Source organism: Rathayibacter sp. AY1G1 (assembly GCF_002932095.1).
GTDB lineage: Bacteria > Actinomycetota > Actinomycetes > Actinomycetales > Microbacteriaceae > Rathayibacter.
On the sequence record NZ_PSUZ01000036.1, the window covers coordinates 1 to 25449 of the forward strand.

Consider the following 25449-nt stretch of genomic DNA (forward strand, 5'->3'; position numbering starts at 1 on the left):
GTGGCGCACGACGTCGTGGTTCGACAGCACCCAGGTCGACGGGGCGCCGACGGCGGCGAAGGCCTCGACGGAGGAGTCGATGATGTCGCGGAGGGCGGGCGAATCGGGGCTCACGAAATCGATGTCTTCCGTCGGGGGCAGGGGACGAGCGGGCCTCCAGGGAGAGGCACCGCTCGGCTCCGTGAGCGCAGCCTGTGCGAACATCACGAATTCATAAAGGATAACCACGGTCGGCGGGATCCGGCCAGAGGCCGCCGCGCACAGGCGCGATCGGGGCACGACGCGCGGCGAGCCCCGGCGGGATCCTGCGCCGGTCCGCCTCTCGGCGCACGGAATCCGTGTCGGCTCCGCCTGGGAGAGCGGTTACACCTCGTCCGCGCGCAGGCGGCGCAGCAGATCCTCCAGCTCGGCGAAGAGAGGATCCGGTGCCGCGATGAGCAGCCCGGAGCCGAAGGATGCGCCGTCGAGTCCCGCGACCCGCGCACCCGCCTCCTCGGCGATGAGGGCGCCCGCAGCGAGGTCCCACGGGTTCAAGCCCCGCTCGTAGTACGCGTTCAGCTGCCCGGTGGCCACCGAGCACAGGTCGAGCGCCGCCGAGCCGATGCGGCGGATGTCGCGGACCGAGCCCAGGAGCTCCTGCACCACGGCGCCCTGACGCATCCGGCGGCCCGCGTCGTAGCCGAAGCCGGTGCCGACCAGCGCGAGCGAGAGGGAGGAGGGAGCCGAGACCTGCAGCGCGACTCCGTCCCGCTCGGCTCCCCCGCCTCGGCTGGCCGTGGTCACCTCGCCCGTCGCTCCGTTCACGACCGCGCCGGCGAGCGCGGTCCAGGTCGCGGGATCCGGCTCCCCCTCCACCACAGCGATGCTGACCGCGTAGGAGGGGATGCCGTAGAGGTAGTTGACGGTCCCGTCGATCGGATCGACGACCCAGGTCAGCCCGCTCGTGCCGCCCCCCGACCCCGACTCCTCGCCGAGGAAGCCGTCGTCCGGACGCGCCTCGGCCAGGCGCCTGCGGATCAGCTCCTCGACCTCCCGGTCCGCGGCCGTCACCACGTCCTCCGGGGACGACTTCGACGCGGCGATCTCGACACCGTCCTGCCGCCGCTGGCGGGCGAGGTGCGCCGCCTCGACGGCGATCGAGCGGGCGATGGCGAGGAGGGGGGCGTTGTCGCTCATGGCCCCAGCCTAGGGATCGGGCCCATCATGGGGGGATGAGCACCCCTATCGCCCTCACGGGAGCCACCGGAGCCGTGGGCGGTCGCGTCGCGCGCGAGCTCGCCGACGCCGGTCACGCCCTCCGCCTGCTGGTCCGCGACCCGTCCCGCGCGCCCGAGCTCCCCGGGGCCGAGGTGGTGCGCTCCTCCTTCGCCGACGCGGGCGACTCGCTCGAGGGCGTGCGCCTCCTCCTGATGGTCTCCGCCTCCGAGAACGAGGAGCGCCGCGCCGAGCACCTCGCGTTCGTCGGTGCAGCCGCCGCCGCGGGTGTCGAGCACGTCGTCTACACCTCCTTCGCCGGAGCCGCACCCGACGCGGTCTTCACCCTCGCCCGAGACCACGCGGCCACCGAGGACGCGATCCGCCGCTCGGGCATGGGCTGGACGTTCCTCCGCGACAACCTCTACCTCGACTTCCTGCCCGCGATGCTCGGCGACGACGGCGCGATCCGCGGACCCGCGGGATCGGGCCGTGCCGCCGTCGTCGCGCGCGAGGACGTGGCCCGCGCCGCCGCCGCGGTCCTCCGCTCCCCCTCCGAGCACCGCGGAGCCGCCTACGAGCTGACCGGGCCCGAGGCCCTCACCCTCGACGAGGTCGCGGCGACCCTGACGGCGGCGGGCCGCCCCGCCGTGTACGTCGACGAGACCCTCGAGGAGGCGTACGCGTCACGCCGCCGCTGGAACGCACCGGACTGGCAGCTGGACGCCTGGGTCAGCACCTACTCCGCGATCGCCGCCGGACAGCTGAAGCACGTCTCGTCCGACGTCGAGCGGCTGACCGGACGGCCGCCGCTCTCCCTCGCAGCGTTCCTGGAGCAGGAGGCGCGGGGCTGAGGCGACGGCGCGGGCCGGGCCGACGGCGCGCGAGGTGCGACGGGACGAAGAGGCCCGGTCCGGCGATCCGCCGGACCGGTGCTCCCCCGGAAAGGCGCTCCCCCGGAAAGGCGCTCCGCCGGAAGGGCGATCCCCCGACATGCGGAACGCCCCGCGCATCTCGTGATGCCGGGGCGTCTGCTGGATGTTCCTGCTCGGTGGCGAGTGAGGGATTCGAACCCCCGAAGGCTACGCCGTCTGATTTACAGTCAGATCCCTTTGGCCGCTAGGGTAACTCGCCGTGGCGCACCCGACCGCGTGTTCACAACCGGAGGCGCTCAGCAAGGATACCCACGCGACCGGCGGATCGGAAATCGGTGCCGCGCGGCCTCAGTCCGCCTCCGCCGCGTAGCGGGACGCCGCCTCCGCGACCTTCCCCGCGTAGCTCCCGGCCGGGTTGTATGCCGCGATCGCCGCCCGCCATCCCGACTCCGTCGAGAGGTCGCCGCCGGCGTCGCAGAGGTACCGGGCGGCGGTCACCGCCTGCTGGTCCACGTTCTGCGGATCCCATCCGCTCGACGCCCACGCCATCCACGTCGCCGGGATGATCTGCAGCGGACCCATCGCCCGGTCGACCTCGGCGTCGCCGTCCAGAGCCCCGCCGTCGTTGTCGGGGACCCGGTCGAAGCGCGCTCCGTCCAGGCGCGGACCGTAGATCGGCTCCGTCGGCCGCCCGTCCTCGCCCAGCTCGCCGCCGTCGATCGTGCCGTGCCTGCTCTCGACGTAGCCGATGCCGGCCAGGGTCGCCCAGTCCAACCGGCAGTCGGGGTCGACCGACGCCGTGAGGAGGGCCGTGCCCGCGTAGGCGGTGAGCGCACGCAGCGGGATGCCGCTCCCCTCGGACGCCGTGCCCAGCCACGCCTCGTCGGCGAGCAGTCGCACCGGCGTCGCCGCGGCCTGCTCGGGATCCTCCAGCACGACGGGGTCGGCCGCGACGGGAGCGGTCGCCGCGGGAGGGACGGTGGACAGGCCCTCCTCGACCGTCAGCGCGGGCGGCCGCTGGCCGCAGCCGGCCAGGAGGAGGCCGGCGAGCGGGACGAGGACGAGAACGGGGAGGCGGCGCACCCCTCAGAGGTACCAGCCGCGCCTGGGGCCGGGCTCCGCCACGCCTGAAAGCTAAACTCGGAGCCATGGCAGATTCAACGTTCGACGTCGTCAGCAAGATCGACAAGATGGAGGCGGACAACGCCCTGAACCAGGCCCACAAGGAGGTCGAGCAGCGCTACGACTTCAAGAACGTCGGCGCCTCGATCGCCTGGAGCGGCGAGAAGATCCTGATCAAGGCCAACACCGAGGAGCGGGCGAACGCCATCCTCGACGTCTTCCAGTCGAAGCTGATCAAGCGCGGCATCAGCCTCAAGAGCCTCGACGCGGGCGAGCCCTTCGCGTCCGGAAAGGAGTACCGGATCGAGGCCACCCTCAAGGAGGGCATCGACCAGGAGCACGCGAAGAAGATCAACAAGCTCATCCGCGACGAGGCGCCGAAGTCGGTCAAGTCGCAGATCCAGGGCGACGAGCTCCGCGTCTCCTCGAAGAGCCGCGACGACCTCCAGGCGACCATGGCGCTCCTGCGCGGAGCCGACCTCGAGCTCGACCTCCAGTTCGTCAACTTCCGCTGAGGAATGACGCACACGGGAGCACGCGCGTGACCGCCGGCATCGACGAGCCCGACCGGCGGGGCCGCACCGGACTCGACCGGGAGGGCCTCGACCTCGTCGGGAACCCCGACGTCGTCGTGAAGGAGGTCACCCTCCTCTCGAGCGACTGGTACGTCCTCCGCACCACCCGCTTCGACTACCGGCACCGCGACGGCAGCTGGACCAGCGAGCAGCGCGAGACCTACGACCGGGGTAACGGCGCGGCGGTCCTGCTCTACGACGCCGACGCGCGCACCGTCGTCCTGATCCGGCAGTTCCGCTACCCCGCGTACGTGAACGGCGACCTCGACGGGATGCTCCTCGAAGTGCCCGCCGGTCTCCTGGACGAGGACGGGCCCGAGGAGGGCGCCCGCCGCGAGGCGTCCGAGGAGACCGGACTCGAGGTCGGCCGGCTCGAGCACGTGTTCGACGCGTTCATGAGCCCCGGCTCGGTCACCGAGAAGCTGCACTTCTACGCCGGGCGCTACCGCGCGGGGACCCGCAGCGGAGCGTTCGCGGGACTCGCCGACGAGGGCGAGGACATCGAGGTCCTCGAGCTCTCGTTCGACGAGGCGCTGACCCAGATCGGCGTGCAGATCGTCGACGCGAAGACGATCATGCTCCTGCAGTGGGCGGCCCTGTCCGGCCCGTTCTCGCGCTGACCCGCGGACGTCGCGGCTCCGTGCGCCTCAGCGCGCGTACTCGGCGAGGGCGCGTCCGGTCAGCGTGTCCGCCGCCGCGAGCCCGACCGGAGTCCCCTCGAAGACGATCGTCCCTCCGTCGTGCCCGGCTCCGGGCCCCACGTCGATGATCCAGTCCGCGTGCGCCATCAGGGCGCGGTGGTGCTCGATCACCACGACCGAGTTCCCGGAGTCGACCAGCCGGTCGAGCAGTCCGAGCAGTGTGTCGACGTCCGCGAGGTGCAGGCCCGTGGTCGGCTCGTCGAGCAGGTAGACGGATCCGGACGAGGCCATGTTGATCGCGAGCTTGAGGCGCTGACGCTCGCCCCCGGACAGCGTGTTCAGCGGCTGTCCGAGCGTGAGGTAGCCGAGACCGACGTCGACGAGACGGGCGAGCACCGTGTGCGCCGGTCCGCTCGCGAAGAACTCCGCGGCGTCGACGATCGGCATCGAGAGCACCTCGTGGATGTTCCTCCCGCGGAGGCGGTACTCGAGCACCTCAGCGGTGAACCGCTTGCCGTCGCACTCCTCGCAGACCGACGAGACCGTCGCGGCGGGGCCCAGCTCGGTGAAGATCATCCCGGCCCCCTTGCAGACGGGGCAGGCGCCTGCCGAGTTCGCGCTGAAGAGCGCCGGTCTCACACCGTTCGCCTTCGCGAAGGCCGCCCGGATCGCGTCGAGGACCCCGGTGTAGGTCGCCGGATTGCTGCGCCGCGAGCCGCGGATCGGCGACTGGTCGGCCACCACCACGCCCGGCCGACCCGCGAGCGAGCCGTGCAGGAGCGACGACTTGCCCGAGCCGGCGACTCCGGTGACGACGGTCAGCACGCCCAGCGGGACGTCCACGTCGACGCCGCGGAGGTTGTGCGTGGAGGCCCCGCGGATCTCCACCGCCCCGGTCGGACGGCGCACGGCCTCCTTCAGCGGGACGCGGTGACCGAGATGACGGCCCGTCAGGGTGTCCGACGTGCGCAGCTGCGCCACCGTCCCCTCGAACCGCAGCTCGCCGCCGTGCGCGCCGGCCCTCGGACCGAGGTCGACCACGTGATCGGCGATCTCGATGATCTCCGGCTTGTGCTCGACCACCAGGACGGTGTTGCCCTTGTCCCGCAGGCGGCGCAGCAGCTCGATCATCCGCGAGACGTCGTGCGGATGCAGACCCGCCGTCGGCTCGTCGAAGACGTAGGTGACGTCCGTGAGGCTCGACCCCAGATGCCGCACCATCTTGACCCGCTGCGCCTCACCGCCCGAGAGGGTGCCCGACTCCCGATCGAGCGACAGGTAGCCGAGGCCGACCTGGACGAGGGCGTCGAGCGTCCCGAGGAGGGTCTCGACGATCGGAACGACGGACGGCGCCTGCAGTCCGCGGAGCCACGCGGCGAGGTCGGTCGCCTGCAGCGCGGCGCACTCGGCGATGTTCCGGCCCCCGATGCGCGACTCCAGCGCCGCCCGGGTGAGCCGGCCGCCTCCGCACTCGGGACAGGCGGCGAAGGTGGCCACCCGCTCGGCGAAGGCGCGGATGTGCGGCTGGGCCGCCTCCTTCGCCAGGTAGAGGCGGGTGACCTTCACCAGGAGGCCCTCGTAGGTCATCGTCATCCCGGCGATGGCCATCTTGGTGGCCGGACGGTGGAGGAACGCGTCCATCTGCTCGGGCGTGAAGTCTGCGATCGGCACATCGGCCGGATAGAGGCCGGACTCGGCGAGGCCCTTCCAGTACCAGCCGCCGACGACGAAGTTGGGGATCGCGTCGAGAGCACCGCCCTCGAGCGACTTCGAGCGGTCGATCAGCGCGTCGAGGTCGATGCTCGACACCCGGCCCGTTCCCTCGCACCGGGGGCACATCCCCTCCGGGAGGTTGAAGGAGAACGCACCGCTCGTGCCCGCGTGCGGGTCGCCGATCCGGCTGAAGAGGATCCGCAGCATCGTGTACGCGTCGGTCGCCGTGCCGACCGTGGACCGGCCGTTCGACCCCATCCGCTCCTGATCGACGACGATCGTGGCCGACAGTCCGTCGAGCGACTCCACGTCCGGGCGGGCCGGCGACCCCATGAACTGCTGCACGAAGGCGGAGTAGGTCTCGTTGATGAGGCGCTGGGACTCGGCGGCGATGGTGCCGAAGACGAGCGACGACTTGCCGGAGCCCGAGACACCGGTGAACACGGTGATCCTCCGCTTCGGGATGTCGACGTCGATCCCCCGGAGGTTGTTCTGGCGCGCACCGCGCACCCGGATGACGTCGTGGGGCGAGGCCGTGGTCATGCTGTCTCCGTCCAGAGCGGTGCCCGAATCCTAGAGGAGGTGCGCGGCGTCCGCGCCGGAACGACGAACGGCCCCCCGGAGTGCACCGGAGGGCCGTTCGGAGAGCACGCGTCAGAGCGCGACCGGCTCCGCCCGCGAGATCGCGATCATGTCCTCGCGAGGAACGACCTTCACCCGCGCACGGCCCTCGGGCTCGCCGAGCGCCATCTCGTGCTCGTCCAGCCGGTGCCAGCCGTCGAGATCCGTGTAGGCGATCTCCCGCTCCTCGAGCAGGGCGACCACGGCCGCCTCCTCGGGGTGCTCGGGCGTCCACCAGGACGCCTGGTCGTTGAGCACGTGCGCGACGGTCTCCATGGCGTCGGACTTGGTGTGCCCGATGAGGCCCACCGGTCCGCGCTTGATCCAGCCGGTCGCGTACACGCCGTGGACCTGCTGGTCCTCGTCGTCCAGGACCTGGCCCTCGCGGTTCGGGATCACGCCGCGCATCTCGTCGAACGGGAGGCCGTCGAGCGGCGAGCCGAAGTAGCCGACCGCGCGGTACACGGCCTGCACCGGGACCTCGCGGATCTCACCCGTGCCGCGCACTCCGCCCTCGCCGTCCGGCTCGGTGCGCTCGTACCGGATCGCGCCGACCCGACCGGATCCGTCGTCCACGAACTCGAGCGGCTTCGCCCAGAAGTGCAGGTGGAGACGACGCGAGGCGCTCCCGACCTCACGGGTGCGCCACTGGTTGAGCACCCGGTTGATGACCATGACCTGCTTGTTGGTCGCGATGGCGGCCTCCGAAGCGGGATCGAGGTCGAAGTCCTCGTCGGCGACGATCATGTCGACGTCGCGCAGCTCGCCCAGCTCGCGCAGCTCCAGCGGCGTGAACTTCACCTGAGCGGGACCGCGGCGCCCGAAGACGTGCACGTCGGTGACAGGAGACGCCTTCAGCCCCTCGTAGACGTTCGGCGGGACCTCGGTGGGCAGGAGGTCCTCGGCGTGCTTCGCCAGCATCCGCGAGACGTCGAGCGCGACGTTGCCGTTGCCGATGACAGCGACGGAGGACGCCTCCAGCGGCCAGGTGCGCGACACGTCGGGGTGGCCGTCGAACCAGCTGACGAAGTCGGCCGCACCGTAGGAGCCCTCGAGCTCGACACCCGGGACGTCGAGCGGAGCGTCCCGAACGGCGCCGGTCGCGAAGATCACGGCGTGGTAGTGCCGCTTGAGATCCTCGAGCGTGATGTCGGTCCCGAAGTGCACGTTGCCGAAGATGCGGATGTCGCCCCGGTCGAGCACCTCCCGCAGCGCGGTGATGATCCCCTTGATGCGCGGGTGATCGGGCGCGACGCCGTAGCGGACCAGGCCGTAGGGCGCGGGCAGGTGCTCGAACAGATCGATCGAGACGTCGTACTTCTTCTCGGCCTTGATCATGAGGTCGGCGGCGTAGATGCCCGCGGGACCCGCGCCGACGATGGCCAGCCTGAGCTTGGTCATTGCGTTCCTCCTGCCGGGGCGCCGCAGCGCACAACCGGTCTCATTCCTGCGGCGCAGGGCGCGCCGCGACGATCGGGGTCAGCCGTTGCGCTCGACGACGGTGTCGGCGAAGCGCGTCAGCGCCTTGCGGACGGAGCCGTCGGGCAGCGGAGCGAGGGCGGCGACGGCCTCGTCGGCCCACCGGTGGGCCTCGGCGAGGGTCTGCGCGGTGACGTCGTGATCGCGCAGCTGAGCGATGGCGTCCGAGATGTCGGCGCTCTGCTCCTCCGTGTGCGCGATGGCGTCGTTCGAGCGGCTCACATAGCTCTCGATGCGGGCGAGGAGAGCCGCGGCGTCCCTGTCCGAGGAGGCGCGCTCGCGCAGGCGCAGGATCGGCAGCGTCGACACGCCGGCGCGGATGTCCGTGCCGGGGTTCTTGCCGGTCTCCTCCGGCTGGGGAGAGAGGTCGATGACGTCGTCGACGATCTGGAACGCGACGCCGATCTTCTCGCCGAAGACGCGCATGGCCTCCTCGTACTCCTCCGGAGCCTCCGAGAACGCGACTCCCGTGCGGCCCGCCGCGGCGATCAGGGACCCGGTCTTGTCGGCCAGGACGGACAGGTAGTGCTCGACCGGGTCCTCGCCGTCGGTCGGGCCGACCGTCTCGTGCAGCTGCCCGAGGACGAGCCGCTCGAACGTGTCGGCCTGGAGCCGGATCGCCTTGTCGCCGAGCTCGACCATCAGCTGGTTCGCGCGGGCGAAGAGCAGATCGCCCGTCAGGATGGCCACGTTGTTGCCCCACACGGTCTGCGCCGACGGGACGCCGCGGCGCTTCTCCGCCTCGTCCATGACGTCGTCGTGGTAGAGCGATGCGAGATGCGTGATCTCGATCGCCTGCGCACCGAGCAGGACCTGCGGCGTGTTGCCGCGGCCCAGCGACGCGGCCAGGAGGGTGAGCATCGGGCGCACGCGCTTGCCGCCCGCCTCGAGGAGGTACCGGGTGGAGACGTCGGCCACAGCGTCCGCGAAGGACAGCTGCCGGACGAGACCCTCCTCGACCTGCTCCAGACCCGCGTCGATCGTGCGGGCGAGAGCCCGGTCCGACGAGGAGGAGAAGATGCGCTCGGAGAGGCCGAGCTGCGCCGTCAGAGACGGGCTGCGACGGGCGACGGGCGCAGTGGCGTTCACAGGGAAACCCTAACGTCTCGGCCTGTGCGGACCCCGGTCGTCATCGGGTCGCCGCGATCGGCTTGACGCCGCGGTGCAGCGCCACGATGCCAGCGGTCAGATCGCGGTAGGCCACGCGCTCGAAGCCCGCCGCGCGGAGCCAGGCGGCGACGACGCTCTGCTCCGGCCAGGCCCGGATGGAATCGCCGAGATAGTCGTACGCAGGATTGTTCGACGACGCGAGGCGCACGACGGCGGGCATGACCGTCGACAGGTAGAAGTCGTACGCGGCGGCCAGCGGAGCGATCGGCGGAGTCGAGAACTCGCAGATCACGACCCGGCCGCCGGGCTTCAGCACACGCAGGAACTCGGCGAGCGCCGTCCTCGGCTCGGCCACGTTGCGCAGACCGAACGAGATGGTCACGGCGTCGAACGACTCGTCCTCGAACGGGAGGTCCATCGCGTCGGCCTGGACGAACTCGATCCGGTCGTTGCCCGCCTGACGGCGACGGCCGACGGCGATCATCCCCGGGGAGAAGTCGGCTGCGACGACCTGGGCGCCCGACCGCGCCAGCGACGCGCTCGACGTTCCGGTGCCGGCCGCGATGTCGAGGATGCGCTCACCGGGAGCAGGGTTGACGGCGCGAGTGGTCGCGATCCGCCAGAGCCGGTCGTTCCCCACCGAGAGGAGTCCGTTCACCAGGTCGTAAGCGGGAGCCACGGTGTCGAACATCGAGGCGACCTCGTCGGGCCGTTTGGTGAGGTCTGCCTTCGTCACGATCCGCAAGTCTACGGCGAGACGAGGGACGGCGGCTGTGCATCCGCCGTCCCGCGCCCGGTCGGCGCGCTCCCCCCTGGGGAAGCGCCGGGACCGCCCCGCTCCGCCTCGCGCGGCGGCCCCGGACCGGATCACGGTAGCAACGGAGCCTTGCGCCCCGAGCCCCGCGGCATGGGACGTCCCATCCTCTGGCGCGGGCGTACCCTGCTGAGGTGACGCTCATCGGCGCTGGAACCCCCCTGCTGCGTGCGGAGACGACTCCACTGGACTCTCCGCCGTCGCTCCTCTCCCACTCCGACCCGAGGCGGCCCCTCCTCTGGCAGCGCGACGGCGCCGGGCTCAGCGGACGCGGCGAGGCCCTGCGCCTCGAGTTCTCGGGCCCGGAACGGCTGCGGGATGCCGCGGCGGCCTGGCGTCGGCTTTGCGACGCGGCGACGGTGGAGGACCGGGTCGGACTACCCGGGACGGGGCTGGTCGCGTTCGGGACCTTCGCTTTCTCGAGCCGATCCGAGGCGACGAGCGTGCTGATCGTGCCGCGCACCGTGATCGGGACGCGCGACGGCCGGTCATGGCTGACGCGGATCACGATCGGCGAGGCGGAGGGACCGGATACGCCGGGCGAGGAGCCGCTGGGGGCGGAGTACCACGTGCCGCTCTCGCCGGGTGCGCTGCCGCCGGACGGGTACCGCGCGGCGGTCGCTGCCGCGGTGGAGACGATCCGGGCGGGTGAGCTGTCCAAGGTCGTGATCGCGCGCGATCTGCAGGGGCGGCTCCCGCCGGGGGCGGACCTGCGTCGGATGCTGGGTGCGCTCACCGAGCGGTACCCGGACTGCTGGGGCTTCGCCGTGGACGGATTCCTCGGCGCCAGTCCGGAGACGCTGGTCGCGGTCGATCGGGGCGAGATCTCGGCGAGGGTGTTGGCCGGCACGGCCGCACGAGGCGAGGATCCCCTCGCCGACGCGGACGTGGAGGCCGCTCTGCTCGAGAGTCCGAAGGACCGCTCGGAGCACGCTTTCGCTCTCGCCAGTCTGGTCCGGGAACTCGAGCCCCACACACGGGAGCTGACGGCGGGCGCCGCCCCGTTCACGCTCCGCCTGCCGAATCTCTGGCACCTCGCGACGGACGTGCGAGGAATTCTGGGCGACTCCTCCAGCGCGCTCGATCTCGTCGATGCTCTTCACCCGACCGCGGCAGTGGCCGGCACTCCGACCGCCGACGCCCTTGCGCTCATCGAGCACCTGGAGCCCTTCGACCGCGGTCGGTACGCAGGACCCGTCGGCTGGATCGACGGCAACGGCGACGGCGAGTGGGCCGTCGGACTCCGTAGCGCCGAGGTCACGGCCGAGGGCGCGGTCACGGCCTGGGCGGGCGCCGGCATCGTGGCCGACAGCGTTCCCGAGTCCGAGCTCGCCGAGACCCGCATGAAGTTCCGCCCGATCACCGACGCTCTGGCCTGACGCACGTCGGGAATCGTTGAAGCCGTCGGCTACCCGCCGCTTACCCCGCCCGGTCCCCGTCGAGCCGGGGAACCCCCGGCCGTCGTCCTGCGCCCACCGGCGGACGCCCGGGCAGCGCCGGCGGTCTGGTCGTCACCCGGCGGCCGGTCGGTGTGGTCCAGTCCGCTGTGCCGTCCGGATGGAGCAGATACGTCCAGCGGTCGCCGTGGCGCACGTGGTGGTGGGCGACGCACAGGGAGGCGAGGTTGTCGGGAGTCGTCTCTCCCCCGTTCCGCCATTCGACGCTGTGGTCGGTCTCCGTCGAGGACGCCGGCCGGGTGCAGCCCGGGAAGCGGCAGGTCTGGTCGCGGAGGCGGACCAGCAGCCTCATCCTCGGCGGCGGGAGGCGGTGGCGGCGCCCGACGGAGACGACCGCGCCGGTCTCCTCGTCGGTCAGCACGGGAGTGAAGGCGGCGTCGTCGTCGATGAGCGCTCGCACCGCCTCGGCGGGGATCGGCCCGTAGCCGTCGAGCTCGGCGGCCGCCTCGTCGTCACCTGCGGCGGTGCTCGCCGCCACGGTGACTCTCACCTCGGCCCGCAGCCCGGTCGAGGGCGCCGCGGCTCCCTCCGGAGTGGTCCCCGCCACGTCCCCGTGGCAGAGCAGGTCGGCCCACGCGTCGGCGCGGAGCTGCGCCAGCGTCCGCAGATCGCGGTCCCCTTCGGCGCCGTCCCGCAGATCCCTCGCGATGCGGTCGAGTCGGGCGAGCGCTCCGACGGCCTCGGGCGCGGGGACGTGCGCGCACACCGTCGCCATGCCGTCGATCCCGGCTGTCATCCACACCCGGCGGTCCTCGCGGGCGCGAGCGTGCCGCTCGGCGAGGGGCTCGTCGTGCAGCTCCTCCCGCACCCGCGCGAGGGCGTGGCGCAGCTGCCCCGGGGTCAGCGTCTCCGCGAGGTCGACGGCCCGGTCGTCGTAGGCCGCGCGCGCCGCTGCCGGGAGGGTCGCCGCGACGGAGCAGACGAGCTGGCCGGCCTCCCAGCGCATCCTGGCGTCGGCGAGCGCGGAGCGGGTCCGCGGCAGCTCCTCCATCAGGAGCGAGGCGTGCAGCAGCTCCCTGGCGGCGGTGCGCTCGGAGACCCCGAGGGCGACGGCGAACTCCGCTCGGATCGACCGTTCGACGAGGTCCGTCGCATCCTTGCTGTCCGTCGAGGAGCCTCGGGCGAACGCGTCGGGACAGGTCAGCGCCGCGCGGTGTCCCGCGTGCAGCGCCTCCGCCGCGGTCAGGAGCACCGGGGAGGCGCTCCTCGCGAGCGCCGCCGCCCGGTCGCCGAGGGCGAGGACCTCTCCTCGCACCGTCTCCGCATCAGCCATGCCTCCAGCGAAGCAGCAGCAGACGAGCTGCGGAGCTCGAACGAGGCGTCCCCGGGAGAACAGCGTCCGACGACGACCTGTGGAGGACCGACCGACCGGACCCGTGCGGACTCAGCGCTCGAGCCGGATCTCCACGATGCCCGGCCCGTCACCCGGCGAAGTCAGCGCCTGCTCCAGCTCGCCGCGCGTCGCCGCACGACGGTGGCCCCACCCGTAGGCGCGCGCGAGAGCCTCCAGATCGGCGTTCTGCGGGGTGAACTGCACGCGGTCGAACGCATCAGGATGCGAGCTCGACGCGACCTCGAGTCCGTCGAAGATCGTGCCGCCCCCGTCGTTCACGACGACGAGCTGCACGCGCGGGCGTCGCTCTCCGGGCGGGAGGAGGAGGCCGCCGGCCTCGTGGAGCAGAGTGAGATCGCCGAGGACCGCCCGGGTGACTCCGCCGGCTCCCTGCTCGGTCGCCTGCGAAGCCACCGCGATCCCGAGAGCCGTCGAGATCGTGCCGTCGATGCCGGCGAGGCCGCGGTTCGCCAGGACGGATATCCGCTTGCCCGGCAGGGTCCCGTCGGCGACGCGGATCAGCCGCGACGCTCCGAACAGCAGCCGGTCGTGCGGCCAGGTGACCTTCCAGACCGCGGCGACGACGAAGTCGCGGGTGAGCGGTGCCCTGATCGCGGCGAGGGCGTTGCGCGCGTAGCCGCGGCGGTCCTCGACCGACATCGACCCCGCGTCGGGGACCTCGTCCAGCTCGTCGGGGTCGACCGTCAGGGCGCGGCTCGCGAACACCCAGGATCCGGCCCAGGCGCGCTCGCCGCGCTCAGGACGCGGCGACCCCTCGGGGCGGACCACGTCGACGCCTCCGACGCGGCGGGCGCGCCGGCCGGGGTTGTAGAACTGATCGCGCACGGCGTCCACGACGATCACCTCGACGTCCTCGCGGCGCAGCAGTTCGGGGACCTCGCGGGAGAGCGTCGGGTGTCCGAGCACGATCGCCCGGCGGATGCGTCCGCCGAAGTCGGGCTCGCCGAGCAGGCGCCGCCAGGCGACGACGAGCTGCGGTCCGAAGCGGGCGCCGGAGGAGACCTCGGCCAGCAGCGGCCAGTCGCCGGCGCGAGCGATCTCCTCGGCCGCGGCGCCCGCCTTGTCCCCGGCGATGACGACCGTGAGCGGCTCACCGGGACCGGCGGTCACGACGGCACGCGGGATCCCGGATCCGACAGCGGGCGACGAGACCGGTCCGATCCGCTCCATGTCGGGCAGAGCGGAGGAGAGCGGGTCGCGGAAGGAGAGGTTCAGATGGACCGGCCCGCGGCGCGCCGCGGTGACGGCACGATCGGCGAGCGCCCGCGCGTCCTCGGGCAGGGAGGCGTCGTCCGGAGCAGCGACATCCTCGAACAGCCGCACGGCACGCCCGTACAGCTCGCGCTGCTCGGCCGTCTGGTTCGAGCGGATGCCGCGCAGCTCGTCGGGCCGGTCGGCGGTCAGGACGATCATCGGCACGTCCGAGGCGTCCGCCTCGAGCACTGCCGGGTGCAGGTTCGCGGTCGCCGTGCCGGAGGTCGTGATCACGAGCGCCGGCATCCGGGATTCGAGGGCGAGGCCCAGCGCCAGGAACCCCGCGGAGCGCTCGTCGATCCGCACGTGCAGCCGGATGTCGCCGCGGGTCTCGAGCTCGGCCGCCACCAGGGCGAGCGCCTGCGAGCGGGAGCCCGGAGCGACGACGACGTCGCGGACGCCGAGCGCGACGAAGCGGGTGAGGAGGTCGACCGCGAATCGGGTGGAGGGGGCGACCGGCCGGTGCTCAGGCATCCCGGCGGCCGGGGCCGTCGGCCTCGCCCTGCTCGTCCATCTCGGCGAGGTCGCGCTCGAGCTGGGCGATGCGCTCGGCCTGCAGGCGCTCCTCCTCGGGGTCGCGCTCGGTGCGGAGGGTGCCGAGGAAGTCGGGGTCGTCGTCCGGAGCGGTGTAGCGGCGGCCGGCGGCGCGCTGCTTGCGAGGGCGGCCGATCCAGAACCACAGTCCCGCACCGATGACCGGGAGGATCAGCACCACCAGGAGCCAGGACCACTTCGGGATCGCCCGCACGGCGTGACGGTTGCTCATCGCGACGTCGATCACGGTGTAGACCGTGAAGACGGCGAGGGCCACGAGCAGGCCGATGACGAGGCGGATCATGGACACGAGTCTACGTCCGGCACCCCCGTCGGGGAGGGTCCGCACGGACGCTGGACAGGAGGCTCCCACGGTGCTCACGGAAGCGCGTGCAGGGGCCGACGTACACTGTCCCGGTGAAACTGAGCCGCGCGGTCGTCGTCTACTCGCTCCTGCGCCTGGCGATGTTCGCCGGCGTCTTCGTGCTGGTGTACCTGCCGGCGCGCACCTTCGTCGACTCGGAGCTGACGGCAGCGGTCACCGCGGGCTTCGTCGCCGCGATCGCGAGCCTGTCCCTCTCCTACATCCTGCTGAGGAAGCCCCGCGAGCGCATCGCGGAGGCGATCTACGAGCGCCGCAAGGACGTCCCGCGCGCCCCGACCGACGACGACGTCGAGGACGCCGCGGTCGACGCGACCCGCGACGACCGCTGAGCCGGGCGCTCCCGCCGGCGAGGCCTCCCCTCTGACGCGCTGACCCCGCTCGCACCAGGCCCGGCCCGCAACAGCCGATCTCACCCGAATCCGGCCCACCCGAGCCCGCCTGGTGCGAGCCGCCGCTCTAGAACGCCAGCGCCGCCCCGAGGATGACCGCGTAGGCGAGCCCGCCCAGGCTGGTCAACTGCAGCGCCAGGATGAGCTCCTTCGCCGTCTTCGCCGTCAGGGTGATCAGGATGGCCGGCAGGATCATCAGAAGCACGAAGAGCGTCAGCCATGCCAGCGGGTAGAACAGCGCGAGGATCACCGCGATGCCGAACGGGATCAGTACGAAGCCCGTGTAGATCGCGCGGGACACGGCCGGTCCCGCGAGGACCGCGAGGGTCCGCTTGCCCGAGAGGCGGTCGGTCGGGATGTCGCGGATGTTGTTGACCATGAGCACGGCGCAGGCGAACAGGCCCGCCGCCACGGCGCCGAGCCACGACTCCTGGTTGGTGCGGCCGATCTGCACGAACGTGGTGCCGACGGTGGCGACCAGGCCGAAGAACACGAAGACGAAGAGCTCGCCGAGCCCGAGGTAGCCGTAGGGGCGGCGTCCGCCGGTGTAGAACCACCCGGCCGCGATCGCCGCCGCGCCGACGATCAGGAACCACCACTGCCCCGAGAGGGCGGTGAGCACGAGGCCGGCGACGGCCGCGATCCCGAAGAAGACCAGGGCGACGGTGAGCACCTGGCGGGGCTTCGCCGCTCCGGAGCCGGTCAGCCGCGAGGGTCCGACGCGGTTGGCGTCGGTGCCGCGCACGCCGTCGGAGTAGTCGTTGGCGTAGTTGACGGCGATCTGCAGGGCGAGCGAGACGGCCAGGCAGAGCAGGGCGCGCACCCAGTGCCAGCCCTCGTCGACGACCTGGGTCGCTCCGGTGCCGATGAGCACGGGGGCGACGGCCAGCGGGAGGGTGCGGAGGCGGGCGCCGGCGATCCACTCGCGGGGACCGGCGGGCTTCACGACGACCGCTCGCGGGCTGCCCCCGGGGCGGCCGCTGGAGGACTTCTTCTTGCGACTCGTACTCGACACGGAGGGAATCCTACCCACCGGCCCGTCGACGCTCGGAGCCGGTCAGGCCTGCTCGGCGAGCACCTCGAGGGCGCGGCGGTCGGGCTTCCCGGAGGCGAGGAGGGGGATGCGGCCGACCGGCAGCACGGCCGCGGGAGCGGCGGCGCGCCCGAGGCGGTCGGCGATCAGGGTGCGCAGGCCGGTGAGCGCGGGAGCCTCCTCCGCCGTGACGACGACCGGGACCTCGCCCCACTGCTCGTCCGCCCGCCGCACGACGACCGCGTCGGGGACGGGCCCCTCGCGGAGCACGGCCTCGACGGCGTCGAGCGACACCTTCTCCCCGCCCGACACGATCACGCGGTCGAGCCGACCGGTCACCCGGAGGCGCCCGTCGACGATCGACCCCGCGTCGCCCGTGCGGTACCAGCGCTCCCCGTCGAGCTCGAGGAAGGCGGAGGCGCTGCGCTCGTGGTCGATCGCGCCGTCGGCGTCGAGGTAGCCCTCCGCGAGGGTCGGGCCGCCGAGCAGCACCTGCCCGTCCTCGACGCGCATCCGCACGTCGTGGAGCGGGACGCCGTCGTAGACGCAGCCGCCGGACGTCTCGCTCGATCCGTAGGTCAGGCGGATGCGCGCACCGAGGGCGGCGGCGCGGTCCCGCAACGGCTGCGGCGTCGCCTGGCCGCCGATCAGGAGCGCGTCGAACGAGCGGAGCGCCTCGGCCGCGGCCGGATCGCGCTCGGCGAGGTCCAGCAGCCGCGCGAGCTGCACGGGGACCAGCGAGGAGTACCGCCGCTCCCCCGCCGGCATCGTCCGAGCGAGAGCGAGGAAGGCCGCCGCGTCGAAGCCGCCGGCCGGGAGGACGACCGGGTCGGCCTCCGCGGTCAGCGAGCGGACGAGCACCTGCAGTCCCGCGACGTAGTGCGTCGGCAGGCAGAGCAGCCAGCGTCCCGGCCCGCCGAGCTCGGCGAGGGTCGTGGAGGCGCTGGTGAGCAGGGCCGCTGTCGAGAGCGCGACCCGCTTGGGCGGCCCCGACGAGCCCGAGGTCTCGACGACGGCGGCGACGCGCTGCGGCACGACGGCATCCTCGGAGGCGGTCGCAGCGCCGGGGGCGGAGACGCGGATCGCCGGGCCGCTGCCGTCCAGGGCCGCGCGAAGAGCGAGGAGGACGGCCTCGACCGTCGCGTCGACACCGGCGAGCGGGCGGGTCACCTGCGTGCCCTCCGGCTCAGAACTGCCACGGGAACGGCGACCAGTCGGGCTCGCGCTTCTCGAGGAAGGAGTCGCGTCCCTCGACGGCCTCGTCGGTGCCGTAGGCGAGGCGCGTGGTCTCGCCCGCGAAGAGCTGCTGGCCCACGAGGCCGTCGTCCACGGCGTTGAACGCGTACTTCAGCATCCGGATGGCCGTGGGCGACTTGGTGAGGATCGTCTCGGCCCACTCCACCGCGGTCGTCTCGAGCTCGGCGTGCGGGACGACCGCGTTCACGGCGCCCATCTCGTAGGCGCGCTGCGCGGAGTACTCCCGCGCGAGGAAGAACACCTCGCGCGCGGCCTTCTGCCCGATCTGGCGGGCGAAGTACGCGGAGCCGTAGCCCGCGTCGAAGGAGCCGACGTCGGCGTCCGTCTGCTTGAAGCGCCCGTGCTCGGCGGAGGCGAGGGTGAGGTCGCAGACCACGTGGAGCGAGTGCCCGCCTCCTGCGGCCCAGCCGGGGACGGCCGCGATGACGACCTTCGGCATGAAGCGGATGAGGCGCTGCACCTCGAGGATGTGCAGGCGGCCGTTCCGCGCGGAGTCGATGCCCTCGGCGGTCTCGCCGTCGGAGTACCGGTAGCCGTCGCGGCCGCGGATCCGCTGGTCTCCTCCCGAGCAGAACGCCCAGCCTCCGTCGCGCGGGCTCGGGCCGTTGCCGGTGAGGATGACGACGCCGATGCGCGGGTTCGTCCGGGCGTCCTCGAGGGCGCGGAACAGCTCGTCGACCGTGCGCGGCCGGAACGCGTTGCGGACCTCGGGCCGGTCGAACGCGACGCGCGCGATGCGGCCGGAGCGGTCGTGGTGGTAGGTGATGTCCTCGAGTGCGTCGAAGCCGTCGACGGCCGCCCAGCGGTGGGCGTCGAACAGTTCGGAGACCTGCGTGCTCATGCCACGACCCTACTGATCTGGACTGCACGGCGACTCGACACCGCCCGGGCAGACGGAAGGGGACCCCGCTGACGCGGAGTCCCCTTCCGGTGCTCGCCCCTACTTGGCGGCGGAGGTGGTGCGGTTCTCGGCCGACACCATCCAGGCGTACTGCTCGAGGCTCTGGATGATCGCGTGGAGGAGATCCGCGCTGGTCGGGTCCTCCTCGTCCACCTGGTCGTGGACCTCGCGCATGGTGGCGGCGGTGTTCTCGAGGCGGATCGTGACCAGGTCGACGGTCTCGGCCGTGTCGATCTCGCCGTGCGGGTACTCGGGGAGGGTGGTGGTCGCGGCGACGGTGTCGCTGCGGCCGTCCGGGATCCCGTGGAGGGCGCGCATGCGCTCGGCGATGTCGTCGCTGAACTCGCGCGCGGCCTCGATGATCTCGTCGAGCTGCAGGTGGAGGTCGCGGAAGTTCTTGCCGACGACGTTCCAGTGGGCCTGCTTGCCCTGGACGTGGAGCTCGATCAGGTCGACGAGGACGATCTGGAGGCTGTCGAGCAGCTCCTTGGAGGCCTTGAAGCCCTTCTCGGCGTTCTGACGGCGGCTGGTCTTGGCACCGGAGCCCGCGGGGGCTTCGACGTGGCGTTCGAGGGTGGTGGTCATGGACCGTTCCTTTCTCTTGCAGTGCCGGGTGCGGTGTCCCGCCCCGAGTCTGGCTTCTTCGGCTGGACGGCGCCCGCACGCGCGGGGTGCGCGCGCTGGACGGGGCCCGTGGTTGCGGGGATCAGATCGTGGCGACGGATCCGGCGTCGACGCGGTAGTTCGAGCCGTTCACGAACGAGGCGCGGTCGGAGCAGAGGAAGGCGATCACGGCTGCGACCTCCTCGGCCTCGCCCCGGCGCTTCAGCTCCATGTACGGGCGCTCCTCGTCGAGGAAGGACGAGATCGCCTCGTCGACCGAGGTGCCCCTCTGCTCGGCGCGCTTGGACATCATCCCGTCGGTCATCGGAGTGCGGATGAACGCGGGCGAGACCGTGTTCACGAGCAGGCCCTCCTGCGCGTAGGAGCGCGAGAGGCCCTTGGCGAAGGCGAGGACGCCCGCCTTCGCGGCGCAGTAGGGCAGTTCGTCGTCGTAGGGCTGCACGGCGTCCTCGGAGGCGGTGAGCACGAGCCGGCCCCAGCCTCCGGTGCGGAGGTCGGGGAGGAACTCGCGCACGAGCCGCACAGGCCCGAGCAGGTCGACCTCGAGCGTGCTGGTCCAGCCCTCGTCGTCGATCTCGTGGAACAGGCCCTGCGCCCCCGTGACTCCGGCGCACTGCACGAGGATGTCGATCGCGCCGACCGCTCCGGCCACGCGGCGGTGCAGCTCGGCGAGCTGCTCCGTGCTGGTGACGTCGGCGGCGAAGGCGTGCAGGCGGCCCTCCGGAGCGTCGAGCCCGGCCGCGGCCCGGTCCAGCTCCGCCTGGTCCTTGTCGGTGATCACGACGGTCGCGCCCTCGGCGAGGAGGAGCTGCGCCGTGGCCAGGCCGATGCCGGAGTCGCCTCCGGTGACGAGGGCGGTGCGGTCGGTGATCCCGAGATCCATGCTGAGGTGCTCCTTGTGGGTGCGGTGCGAGGGGGTGGTACCGGTCTACGCCCCTCGGAGCCGGCCCTCAACGGGTTGCGCGGACGCAGTCGGCGGGGTTACGCGCGGCCGACCTTCTCCGGCGCCAGCTCCTCGATGGTGATGGCCGCGTTGATCAACGCGAGGTGGCTGAGCCCCTGCGGCAGGTTGCCCCAGAAGGCCAGGTCGTCGACCGCGATCATCTCGGACATGATCCCGACGTCGTTCGGGACCGTGGCGACGAGCTCGTCCATCAGGGCGACCGACTCGTCGTGCCGACCGACGCAGGCCAGGGCGGAGGCGAGCCAGAACGAGCAGGCCACGAACGGGTGCTCCTCGCCCTCCATGCCGGAGTAGCGGAACAGCAGCGCGCCGCGGCCGAGTTCCTTCACCAGGGCGTCGATGGTGGAGATCATCCGCTCACCGCGCTCGTAGCCGCTGGGCGCGTGCAGGAGCACCGAGGCGTCCAGCTCCTCGCTGCCCGGGTACATCACGTAGGAGCCGAGCTCCTCGGACCAGCAGTGCTCCTCGATCCACTCGCGGATGCGGTCGCGCTCGAAGCGCCAGCGGTCGGGGCTGCCCGCGACCTGGCCGAGCTCCGCCAGGTGCACGGCCGCGTCGAGCGCCTGCCAGCAGCCCATCTTCGAGGAGGTGTAGTGCTGCTCCTCCTCCAGCTCCCACATGCCCGCATCGCGGTTCCGCCACAGGTCGCAGGTGGTGTCGGCGACGCGGGCGAGGAGCCGACCGGTCTGGATGTCGAGGACGTTGCCCTCGTCGACGTAGATGCGGCAGATGTCGAAGAGGTCGCCGAAGACGCCCAGCTGCAGCTGGCTCTGCGCTGCGTTGCCGGCGACGACCGGGCCGATGCCGGCGTAGCCCGGGACGTCGAACTCCTCCAGGACGGTCGGCATGGAGCCGTCGAGTCCGTAGAAGATGTGCAGATCCGGTCCGTGCTCCTTGATCGTGCGGAGGAGCCAGGACAGCGCGGCGTGCGTCTCCTCGCGCAGGCCGAAGCGCACCAGCGCGTGCATCGTGTACGCGGCGTCGCGCACCCAGGCGAAGCGGTAGTCCCAGTTCTTGCCGCCGTTGGGCGACTCCGGGAGCGACGTGGTCGCGGCCGCGGCGATGGCTCCTGTGGGCGAGTAGATCAGCAGCTTGAGCGCGAGGGCGCTGCGCTGGACGGCCTCGGACCACGGGCCGTCGTAGGAGAACTCCTCCGACCAGTCCTGCCAGCTGCGGATGGTGCGGTCGATGCCGCGGTCGACGTTCTTCGCGACCGGGAAGTGCAGCGGCTCGTCGTGCGTGGCCGACACGACCAGGACGTGCCGCACGGCGTCCTTCCCCGCGGTCACGACGAAGGAGCCCGTCAGCTCGTCGCCGGCGCCGGAGGGCGCGTCGTCGCCGTCGGGCCCGTGCTCCTGCCCGGTGACGCCGATGGTGATGTCTCCGGCGCGGATGAGCGAGCGGCCGTCGGCGTTCTGGATCCACGGGGAGAACCGGCCGAGTCCCGTTCCGGGACGCACGGCCCAGCGCATCCGCACCTCGCCGTCGACACCGTCCACGCGGCGCGCGAGCTCGGCCCACGGGAGGCGGCCCGCGATCCCGGTGACGAGCGCGTCCGTCACGCGGACGGTGCCCGACTCGGTGGTGAAGGTGGTCTCGAGGACGTTCGTGTCGCGGATGTAGGCGCGCGAGACCTCGGCGGGCTCCTCGGGGGCGAGCTCGACGCAGCCGCCGGACTCGGCGTCGATCAGGGCGGCGAAGGCGGGGGTGGAGCCGAGGTCCGGGACGGGCATCCAGTCGACGCTGCCGTCCTTCGCGATCAGGGCGACCGTGCGACCGTCTCCGATCGCGGCGTAGTCGCGCAGGGGCCTGGTCGAGCGGGGTGCAGCCATCCCCTCACCGTAGGGCGCGGGCGGTGCGCCGATTCGGGCTTGCGGGCGGACGGGCTTGCTTGTAGCGCCCGGTCAGGTCGCGGCGACTCCGCCGTACTCCTCGAGGCGGTCGGTGAACTCGCCGCGGTCCTCGTCCTGCAGGACCCCGTTCGCGTACCCGGCGAGGAACGCGCCCTGCGGGTCCGGCGAGAGGCCGACTCCGTCCAGCATGTCGGCGACCAGGCCGGTCGGATCGGCGTCGAGGTCGACGAGGCCCATCTCGATCGCGGGCACGAGGTCGGCGGAGGAGCGCGCGGTGACGATCCAGAGCGCGGCCGACGCCTCCTCGTCCGAGAGGTCGCCGTCGAGCTCGTAGCCCGCCTCCGACCACTCCTCGGGGGTGTCGGCCACCTCGACGTCGTCGAAGCCGAGGGGCGAGAGCGCTGCGGTGAAGCGGTCGACCGCCGCCTGCCTGTCGGCGTCGGTCGAGACGTCGGCGGCGGCGTACTCGGTCGCCGAGATGTAGTCGTACAGAAGGGAGGGACCGCCGTAGGCGTTCTGCGACTGCTCGTAGTACTCGTCGTCGGCCGAGGTCCACTCCTCGGGGACGGCGCCCTCGACGGCCGCGACGGCCTGCTCGGCACTCGCGCGCACGTCCTCCGCGGACGGCTGGCCGAGGATCGTCGCGGCGTCGCCGTCCTGGTAGCCGGGGTAGTCGTAGAGCGGATCGGACGGGTCCCCGCTGCCGAACGGGTCGTCCGTCGGGTCGCCGAACGGCTCGGACGGAGCGCTCGTCGACGCGCTGCCGGCGGCGGAGTCGAGCGCGCCGCCCACTCCGACGGCGACGAGCGTGCCGAGCACGCCGGTGTAGACGACGCCCACGAGGAGGCTCGTGCCCAGCGCGATCCAGGCGCCCCTGCCGAGCGGGCGGCGGGAGGGGACGGAGCCCTGCGTCGGGCCCGGGGCGGGCGCGGGCGGCGGGCTCATCGGCATCTGGCTCATCGCACTCCTCCGGACTCCAACGGCAGCCTCGTCAGTCTGGCACCTCGGCGGGCGCTCGGAGGAGGGACCCCGGGGGCTTGCGCGCGCGTCGCCGACCTCCTGCGCCCGGGTGGCCGCCGCGTCGCCCCGGCCGGTGGACAATGGCCGGATGGACGACGTCGTGCCCGCCTCCCCGCTCCCCTCCCTCGGCGAGATCGACGCGGGACTCCGCGTCGTCGCTCTGCCGCTGCGCACCCGCTTCCGCGGTGTGGACCACCGCGAGATCGCGCTCGTGCGCGGCCCCGAGGGCTGGACCGAGTTCTCGCCCTTCCTCGAGTACGGCGCGGAGGAGTCGGCGGCGTGGCTCCGGGCGGCGATCGACTACGGCTGGAGCGAGCAGCCGGCACCGCTTCGCGACCGCATCCCGGTGAACGCGACCATCCCGGCCGTCGCACCGCACGAGGTCGCCGCCGTGCTCGCGAGCTACCACGGCTGCCGCACGGCGAAGGTGAAGGTCGCCGAGCGCGGCCAGACGCTGGCCGACGACGTGGCCCGGGTCGTCGAGGTCCGCCGCCTGCTCGGTCCGGAGGGCCGGATCCGCGTGGACGCGAACGGCGGCTGGAACCTCGACGAGGCCGAGCACGCCGTCCACGCCCTCGCGGAGTCCGACCTCGAGTACGTCGAGCAGCCGTGCGCGAGCGTCGACGAGCTGGCGGAGCTGCGCTACCGGGTGAAGTACATGGGCATCCCGATCGCCGCCGACGAGAGCGTCCGCAAGGCCGCCGATCCACTCGCCGTCGCCCGGGCCGGAGCCGCGGACCTGCTGGTCGTGAAGGCCCAGCCGCTCGGCGGGACGCGCCGGGCGCTGGCCCTCGTCGCCGAGGCGGGGCTGCCGGCGGTGGTCTCGAGCGCGATCGACAGCTCGGTCGGACTCGCCATGGGCGCCGCCCTGGCCGCGGCGCTCCCCGAGCTGCCCTTCGACTGCGGACTCGGCACCGCGTCCCTCCTCGCCGCGGACGTCACGGAGCGGCCGCTGCGGCCGGTGGACGGCGGGATCTCCGTCGGCCGCGTGGAGGTCTCGGAGGAGCTCCTCTCCCGTCACGCCGTGTCACCGGAGCGGCTCGCCTGGTGGCGGGCGCGGCTCCGCGACTCCTACGCGCTGCTCTGATCGTCGGCGGCGGGCGCCGCGTCGGAGGAGCGGCAGAATGGGAGCGTCGGCCGCCGGTGCCCGACGCGTCCCCCACCCTCGAGCATCGGAGCACCGTGAGCGCATCGACCGTCCCCGTCTTCCTCGACTGCGACACCGGCATCGACGACTCGCTCGCTCTGGCGTACCTCCTCCGCTCGCCCCGGGCCCGCCTCGTCGGGATCAGCACGGTCAGCGGCAACACCGACGCCCGCCGGGCCGCCGTCAACAGCCTCGGCCTGCTCGCGCTGGCCGGCCGCGACGACGTGCCGGTCGCCGTGGGGGCGCACCACTTCCTCGAGGAGGACTACGCCGGCGGATCTCCGCACGTGCACGGCGACGACGGCATCGGCGGGGTCGCGCTGCCCGAGGGCGGCGAGCCGGTCGACGAGGATCCGGCCGACCTCCTCCTCCGTCTCGCTCGTGAGCACGAGGGCGAGCTGCGGCTGGTCGCGATCGGCCCGCTGACGAATCTCGCGCTCGCCCTCCGTGCGCACCCGGAGATCGCGTCCCTCGTCCACTCGGTGACCGTGATGGGCGGAGCCGCGCTGGTCCCCGGCAACGTGACCGCCGTGGCGGAGGCCAACATCTGGCACGACCCTGCGGCCGCCGCCGAGGTCGTCGCGGCCGACTGGGATCTGACGCTCGTGCCCCTGGACGTGACCATGCGGCACCTGCTGACGGAGGAGGACCGCGCCGTCCTGCTCGCGTCGCCCGATCCCCTCGCGCAGGCCATCGGGCAGGCGCTCGACTTCTACTTCGACTTCTACGTCGGCCACTTCGGCGAGCGCACCGCTGCCATGCACGACCCCATGGCCGCCGCGATCGCCGTCGACGCCGTCGCCCTCACCTCCGTTCCGCGCGTCCACGTCACTGTCGACGCCACCCACGGCCCCGGCCGCGGCCAGACCGTCGCCGACCTCCGCGGCATCTACCGCGGCGTCCACCCCTTCGACGCCCGCACCCGCGTCGTCCTCGCCCTCGACGCCCCTTTCGCCCCCCACCTCATCGACGTCGTCACCGCCGTCTGACCCGTCCGCCGTCGCCCCCGACGTCCACCACCGCCACTCGACAGGCACGGATCCGCCCGCAGCCCGTCCATGCCCCCTGTGCGCGACACGCCCGCTCCGCGCACTACGGTGAGGGGATGGCTGCACCCCGCTCGACCAGGCCCC

Annotated in this window: 23 protein-coding genes and 1 tRNA gene; 7 read left to right on the forward strand and 17 right to left on the reverse strand. The window is 72.7% G+C overall.

Annotated elements, in window-relative coordinates:
- Positions 1-363: 363 nt before the first annotated feature.
- Positions 364-1176 carry an inositol monophosphatase family protein gene (locus tag C5C36_RS15865; RefSeq protein WP_104260456.1) on the reverse strand — a complete coding sequence of 271 codons (813 nt, stop codon included), beginning with the start codon at positions 1174-1176 and terminating at the stop codon, positions 364-366.
- A gap of 35 nt (positions 1177-1211) precedes the next feature.
- Here C5C36_RS15865 and C5C36_RS15870 point away from each other — a divergent pair, with 35 nt between their 5' ends.
- Positions 1212-2048 carry an NAD(P)H-binding protein gene (locus C5C36_RS15870; RefSeq protein ID WP_104310023.1) on the forward strand — a complete coding sequence of 279 codons (837 nt, stop codon included), beginning with the start codon at positions 1212-1214 and terminating at the stop codon, positions 2046-2048.
- Between the two features lie 198 nt (positions 2049-2246).
- Here C5C36_RS15870 and C5C36_RS15875 read toward each other — a convergent pair.
- Both C5C36_RS15875 and C5C36_RS15880 read right to left on the reverse strand, forming a co-directional pair.
- Positions 2247-2328 (reverse strand) — tRNA-Tyr (locus tag C5C36_RS15875).
- Between the two features lie 89 nt (positions 2329-2417).
- Positions 2418-3152: a hypothetical protein gene (locus C5C36_RS15880; protein ID WP_104254843.1), complete on the reverse strand. Its 735-nt coding sequence runs from the start codon at positions 3150-3152 to the stop codon at positions 2418-2420.
- 65 nt (positions 3153-3217) lie between these two features.
- Between C5C36_RS15880 and C5C36_RS15885 the strand changes: the two genes are divergently transcribed.
- Together C5C36_RS15885 and C5C36_RS15890 are read left to right on the forward strand one after the other, a co-directional pair.
- Positions 3218-3706 (forward strand): YajQ family cyclic di-GMP-binding protein, encoded by a 489-nt coding sequence (locus tag C5C36_RS15885; protein ID WP_104223606.1) that lies wholly within the window; start codon positions 3218-3220, stop codon positions 3704-3706.
- A gap of 26 nt (positions 3707-3732) precedes the next feature.
- Positions 3733-4386 carry an NUDIX domain-containing protein gene (locus C5C36_RS15890; protein ID WP_104282427.1) on the forward strand — a complete coding sequence of 218 codons (654 nt, stop codon included), beginning with the start codon at positions 3733-3735 and terminating at the stop codon, positions 4384-4386.
- 27 nt (positions 4387-4413) lie between these two features.
- Here the strand turns inward: C5C36_RS15890 and C5C36_RS15895 are convergent, their stop codons facing one another.
- The 4 genes from C5C36_RS15895 to ubiE all read right to left on the reverse strand — a co-directional run bounded on the left by C5C36_RS15895 (position 4414) and on the right by ubiE (position 10066).
- Positions 4414-6663 (reverse strand): excinuclease ABC subunit UvrA, encoded by a 2250-nt coding sequence (locus C5C36_RS15895; RefSeq protein WP_104247934.1) that lies wholly within the window; start codon positions 6661-6663, stop codon positions 4414-4416.
- A 111-nt stretch (positions 6664-6774) separates the two neighbouring features.
- Positions 6775-8142 (reverse strand): FAD-dependent oxidoreductase, encoded by a 1368-nt coding sequence (locus C5C36_RS15900; protein WP_104223603.1) that lies wholly within the window; start codon positions 8140-8142, stop codon positions 6775-6777.
- Positions 8143-8220: 78 nt separating this feature from the next.
- Positions 8221-9309: a polyprenyl synthetase family protein gene (locus tag C5C36_RS15905; RefSeq protein WP_104233415.1), complete on the reverse strand. Its 1089-nt coding sequence runs from the start codon at positions 9307-9309 to the stop codon at positions 8221-8223.
- Between the two features lie 40 nt (positions 9310-9349).
- A complete protein-coding gene (ubiE, locus tag C5C36_RS15910) occupies positions 9350-10066 on the reverse strand; it encodes a bifunctional demethylmenaquinone methyltransferase/2-methoxy-6-polyprenyl-1,4-benzoquinol methylase UbiE (RefSeq protein ID WP_104226060.1) in 717 nt (238 codons plus the stop codon).
- A gap of 212 nt (positions 10067-10278) precedes the next feature.
- Between ubiE and C5C36_RS15915 the strand changes: the two genes are divergently transcribed.
- Positions 10279-11523: an isochorismate synthase MenF gene (locus tag C5C36_RS15915; protein ID WP_374954355.1), complete on the forward strand. Its 1245-nt coding sequence runs from the start codon at positions 10279-10281 to the stop codon at positions 11521-11523.
- A gap of 40 nt (positions 11524-11563) precedes the next feature.
- Here C5C36_RS15915 and C5C36_RS15920 read toward each other — a convergent pair whose 3' ends face one another.
- The 3 genes from C5C36_RS15920 to C5C36_RS15930 form a co-directional block, all read right to left on the reverse strand.
- Positions 11564-12874: an HNH endonuclease signature motif containing protein gene (locus C5C36_RS15920; RefSeq protein WP_104225906.1), complete on the reverse strand. Its 1311-nt coding sequence runs from the start codon at positions 12872-12874 to the stop codon at positions 11564-11566.
- Between the two features lie 111 nt (positions 12875-12985).
- Positions 12986-14683: a 2-succinyl-5-enolpyruvyl-6-hydroxy-3-cyclohexene-1-carboxylic-acid synthase gene (gene menD, locus C5C36_RS15925; protein ID WP_104262957.1), complete on the reverse strand. Its 1698-nt coding sequence runs from the start codon at positions 14681-14683 to the stop codon at positions 12986-12988.
- A complete protein-coding gene (locus C5C36_RS15930) occupies positions 14676-15047 on the reverse strand; it encodes a PLD nuclease N-terminal domain-containing protein (protein ID WP_104262987.1) in 372 nt (123 codons plus the stop codon). Before C5C36_RS15930 ends, menD begins: the two co-directional genes overlap by 8 nt.
- A gap of 113 nt (positions 15048-15160) precedes the next feature.
- Between C5C36_RS15930 and C5C36_RS15935 the strand changes: the two genes are divergently transcribed.
- Positions 15161-15457, forward strand: a complete 297-nt coding sequence (locus C5C36_RS15935) for a DUF4229 domain-containing protein (RefSeq protein ID WP_104239140.1) — start codon at positions 15161-15163, stop codon at positions 15455-15457.
- A 127-nt stretch (positions 15458-15584) separates the two neighbouring features.
- Here C5C36_RS15935 and C5C36_RS15940 read toward each other — a convergent pair whose 3' ends face one another.
- The 7 genes from C5C36_RS15940 to C5C36_RS15970 all read right to left on the reverse strand — a co-directional run bounded on the left by C5C36_RS15940 (position 15585) and on the right by C5C36_RS15970 (position 23109).
- Entirely contained in the window at positions 15585-16532 is a 948-nt protein-coding gene (locus tag C5C36_RS15940; RefSeq protein WP_374953116.1) for a 1,4-dihydroxy-2-naphthoate polyprenyltransferase, read from the reverse strand.
- A 42-nt stretch (positions 16533-16574) separates the two neighbouring features.
- Entirely contained in the window at positions 16575-17720 is a 1146-nt protein-coding gene (locus C5C36_RS15945; protein ID WP_104262956.1) for an AMP-binding protein, read from the reverse strand.
- A gap of 16 nt (positions 17721-17736) precedes the next feature.
- Positions 17737-18648, reverse strand: coding sequence for a 1,4-dihydroxy-2-naphthoyl-CoA synthase (locus tag C5C36_RS15950; RefSeq protein ID WP_068255374.1), 912 nt, complete (start codon positions 18646-18648; stop codon positions 17737-17739).
- Between the two features lie 99 nt (positions 18649-18747).
- On the reverse strand, positions 18748-19293 hold the full coding sequence (locus C5C36_RS15955; RefSeq protein WP_104223596.1) for a Dps family protein: 546 nt from the start codon (positions 19291-19293) through the stop codon (positions 18748-18750).
- 121 nt (positions 19294-19414) lie between these two features.
- Entirely contained in the window at positions 19415-20215 is an 801-nt protein-coding gene (locus C5C36_RS15960) for an SDR family NAD(P)-dependent oxidoreductase (RefSeq protein ID WP_104262955.1), read from the reverse strand.
- Between the two features lie 98 nt (positions 20216-20313).
- A complete protein-coding gene (locus C5C36_RS15965; RefSeq protein ID WP_104247930.1) occupies positions 20314-22128 on the reverse strand; it encodes a glycoside hydrolase family 15 protein in 1815 nt (604 codons plus the stop codon).
- 72 nt (positions 22129-22200) lie between these two features.
- Complete coding sequence (locus C5C36_RS15970; RefSeq protein ID WP_104262954.1) at positions 22201-23109, reverse strand: hypothetical protein; 909 nt, start codon at positions 23107-23109, stop codon at positions 22201-22203.
- Positions 23110-23257: 148 nt separating this feature from the next.
- Between C5C36_RS15970 and C5C36_RS15975 the strand changes: the two genes are divergently transcribed.
- Positions 23258-24256: an o-succinylbenzoate synthase gene (locus C5C36_RS15975; RefSeq protein WP_104262953.1), complete on the forward strand. Its 999-nt coding sequence runs from the start codon at positions 23258-23260 to the stop codon at positions 24254-24256.
- 95 nt (positions 24257-24351) lie between these two features.
- Positions 24352-25305, forward strand: coding sequence for a nucleoside hydrolase (locus tag C5C36_RS15980; RefSeq protein ID WP_104262986.1), 954 nt, complete (start codon positions 24352-24354; stop codon positions 25303-25305).
- The last annotated feature ends 144 nt before the right edge of the window (positions 25306-25449 follow it).